Origin of the sequence: Brevibacillus massiliensis, assembly GCF_000311785.1 — a bacterium.
Classification (GTDB): domain Bacteria; phylum Bacillota; class Bacilli; order Brevibacillales; family Brevibacillaceae; genus Brevibacillus_C; species Brevibacillus_C massiliensis.
The window spans coordinates 182,796-186,030 of the sequence record NZ_HE978540.1; the positions used below are offsets into that span (position 1 = coordinate 182,796).

At 44.0% G+C, this 3,235-nt stretch carries 4 protein-coding genes; 1 reads left to right on the top strand and 3 read right to left on the bottom strand.

The features are described 5' to 3' along the window. Window positions 1–249: 249 nt before the first annotated feature. The gene (locus HGBM_RS13510; protein WP_019121643.1) at window positions 250–744 is read left to right on the top strand and encodes a hypothetical protein; all 495 of its coding nucleotides are present in this window, start codon (window positions 250–252) and stop codon (window positions 742–744) included. 456 nt (window positions 745–1,200) lie between these two features. On the opposite strand, the gene HGBM_RS13515 is transcribed toward HGBM_RS13510, so the two are convergent. The 3 genes from HGBM_RS13515 to HGBM_RS32500 all read right to left on the bottom strand — a co-directional run bounded on the left by HGBM_RS13515 (window position 1,201) and on the right by HGBM_RS32500 (window position 2,885). After that, entirely contained in the window at window positions 1,201–1,791 is a 591-nt protein-coding gene (locus tag HGBM_RS13515; protein WP_019121644.1) for a hypothetical protein, read from the bottom strand. Between the two features lie 316 nt (window positions 1,792–2,107). Then, window positions 2,108–2,725, bottom strand: coding sequence for a helix-turn-helix transcriptional regulator (locus HGBM_RS13520; protein WP_019121645.1), 618 nt, complete (start codon window positions 2,723–2,725; stop codon window positions 2,108–2,110). Next, entirely contained in the window at window positions 2,709–2,885 is a 177-nt protein-coding gene (locus HGBM_RS32500) for a helix-turn-helix domain-containing protein (protein ID WP_390620975.1), read from the bottom strand. Before HGBM_RS32500 ends, HGBM_RS13520 begins: the two co-directional genes overlap by 17 nt. Window positions 2,886–3,235 lie beyond the last annotated feature (350 nt).

Consider the following 3,235-nt stretch of genomic DNA (forward strand, 5'->3'; position numbering starts at 1 on the left):
CATTTCTTCCATGATTCTGTCAATCTCAGCTTCAACTAATGGCATGAACAAGGTCAAGAAAGATTCGTTCCCTGTAAAAGTTCGTTCGATTTTCATAGGTCATCCCCCCTACTATTCGTGGTCGTTCCATGTAGGGGAAAAGATGCGACACTAGAACGAGGGCAGACAAAGAGGTTTTTTGAAACCTATGTCGAATTACTTATGGAACTTATTTCCTACATTTATTTCAGTCGGAGAGGGGAACATGGAGTGCAACAACGCACCAATAGAACAACATTTAACCAATCCAGCAGGACAGCCGCCCCGCAAACCAATAGAACGATAGGCAATCAGTCAAGGATGGCTAACGCTCACGTAAGTAAGACAACCACTAGCCAAGCGGGGACAACAGGGAATCCACCGAACGGAACAAATATAGGTAACACCGTAGTTTGCCGAAAATGTAAGTCGCCGCAAATTGTAGCCAACAAGAGGGGCTACAGCTTTGCAAAGTTATTCCTAACCCTTGGTCTTATGATTGTTATTGGTATTCTGCTGACAATACTTAGCAGTGCCATGATGTGGTACAGTTCTGTTGATAGTTCTTTTACCCGTTCAGCGATTGGCGTTTTTGGAATTATTGGGGTTATTAGTATGTCTCTTGCGTTACCTGTAAGTATTTTGGTCGGCTTTGTTGGAAGAAGTGAAATTGTTAATGGATGCATGAACTGCGGATTCAAATGGACACCTGCTAAGAAGAAGTGAAAATTTGATGGGGGTGGGTCAAAATTTGATATACCCGCCACGCCGCTTATATTTCGCAAGCCGGACTATGACCGTCAATCCGTTATTTCATGGGGGGATTTACAATACTCTTACAAATTAAAGGTCATTATGTATAATAAATTTGTGGGAGGTAGGAAAGCCCGTAGGCTTCTTCGCTTTCCACGATTGGTTAGTGGTCGCTTCCTGTGTCCGCAGGGGCAACAAGCCGTCTTCTGTGTCAGCAGGGGCGGCTTTTCCATGTTTAGAGCAATTTTTTGGGTTACAGAAGGGTTCAGAATGGGTTAAGAAATGGCGGCTGGAACAGTATATGAACCCAATAGGGTTACAAAAGGGGGACATTTGGGGTAAAAAAGGGTTCAAAAGTATTTTGCTGAGGGGGCGGGTCAAAATTTGATACACCCCCACGTCAATTATTGAACGGCTATCTAAATATGATTAAAGGACTTGGTAGAACGGAGAATTTTGATAGGCAGGGGCAAACAACTCCTGTAATTGAGCTTGCATTTCTTCTTTGTATAGTTCAAATACTTCGGCGGGGTGAGGGTCTAAACTTTTAGAAGCCTGATGTTGCAAGTCTCGCAACCGCTCCTTAACTTTGCGCCCCAACTCATTCCATAACTCAGGCTGTTGTTGCAGACCTATGAGCATCGCCCTATCAGCCGCCTTCATATCAGGCGGGAAGGAAGCGGGGAGAGTAAAGGTCATGCCTTCATATGGATTGGTAAAATAGTCATCCTCATTCTTAAACCTTGACCGTTGTATTTCAACCCGCCACCAATGAGGATGATTTTGGGGTAAGTTTTGACGTTCTTTATATCCCTTGTCATAGAAGTTTATGCGCTTGTCCCCGTTGCCACTTCCGATAGTAATGGATTCCAGCTTGCCTGAAGGTGCGTAATAGACTGCTTTCTTCATGGAACGGGGGGTGCTGATTGAAAGACTGGACAAGTCATAGCCGTGATAGTCAACCGCAAAATCAATTCCTGTCATGCGGGGATACTTCATAAAAGCAATGATTTTCTGCATTTCTCCATAAGTATCCCGACCGTGTAATGTGTTGGGATTGAAGTCTACCCTAACATTTTCCTTCCCCCTTTTCTCTGCTGTTAACCTGTATTAAACTTCCATCAACACACTTGATATTCGTATCGTAGTCGCCTTGTCGTGTACTTCTATAAACTGCATCAACGTAAGGGTTCAATTCTAGCGACTTAGAGAAGTAAGATAGGTCTGAAATGTAAGCCAACGCAGAAATACGGTCTATTGAGCATGTCACGTCTTTCAATCTGTTCACCTCCCCATGTCCGAAAAGTACATTATTTACGGATGTTATAGTGACGTTTTAGCCAGTCGCTGAAAAGATAGCTTCAACGCCAAAGCCTTTTTTCTGAAAAAACCTCTTTAACTCGTCCTCACGAATCCATACAGGCTTGTAAGCCATGCCGCGTACAGCGTTCGGAATCGTCTCATAGCGCAGACCTTCATTTTGACACCAAGACCAAATGCGTTGCATCGAGTAAACTTTCGTAGGATTTGCTTTGGTCAGCAGACTTGAAACTTCGCTAAGTGTATACATTCGCATGATTAGCACCGCCCTGTAACATAGTCGTGTAAACTTTGGGTATTGACAATATACCCCGTCTTCAAAACCTGCTTTCAATGCACCTGACTGTATCAGCCTGTGTACCGCCGCTTCAGTTCGCAATCCTAGCTTGGTCATTGTCTCACCGATGGTTAAGTACCCTGAACGTGTTACAACGGGCTTAGGGGCTTCGTGAAGGGTTATCCCGCTCCGATGGGCATACTTCTCCATGCTGTTCAGGCTAATTCGAGATTTACCGTTCTCAAGTTTGGACTGCTCCAAGTACCCGTGTTGACAAAGCCGCAATACTTCTTGTTCGCTCATGCCTAACATCGCGGCGGCTTCGGATAAAGAGACCGCCTTACTGTTGATAATCATTGCCGCTACCTCCTGATGTATCGTTAAGAATGAACTTCCTCAACCCCGATTGCGGGATTCTGATGACCCGCCCGACCTTTATTGACGGTATAGTCCCGCTTGAAACAAGTCTGTGCAACGTTCGATAGGAAACCCGTAGAAGGTCTTTAGCTTCCTGCATTGTCAGCAGTTGTTCCACTGTTTCTAACCCCTTTCAAATATTGTCACTATTCAATATAGGTATTTGGGTCATTTACGGAACACACGGAGCGTAGAGAGTAATAGAGATGAGTAATAGGACAGTTTTAAGAAGCGGAAAATCCCGCTCTCATTACGAAAAGCGGGGCATAAGCAAGCTAAGGAAAAACCAACTTGAAACGGAGGTATCTAAGGAAAACAGGGCATTTCGATAAAGAGGATATTTATGGAATAGGGGTACTTTCTACAGCATTTTTATCTAATAGAGGATTAGGTATAGTAGATGTCTTGATGTTAATACTAGAAACATTCACGCTCCCTTTATTCTGCTCT

Excerpts from the sequence above, each read along its gene's own strand:
- HGBM_RS32500 (WP_390620975.1), bottom strand. The coding sequence starts at position 2,885 with ATGCAGGAAGCTAAAGACCTTCTACGGGTTTCCTATCGAACGTTGCAC.
- HGBM_RS13520 (WP_019121645.1), bottom strand. The coding sequence starts at position 2,725 with ATGATTATCAACAGTAAGGCGGTCTCTTTATCCGAAGCCGCCGCGATG.
- HGBM_RS13515 (WP_019121644.1), bottom strand. The coding sequence starts at position 1,791 with ATGCAGAAAATCATTGCTTTTATGAAGTATCCCCGCATGACAGGAATT.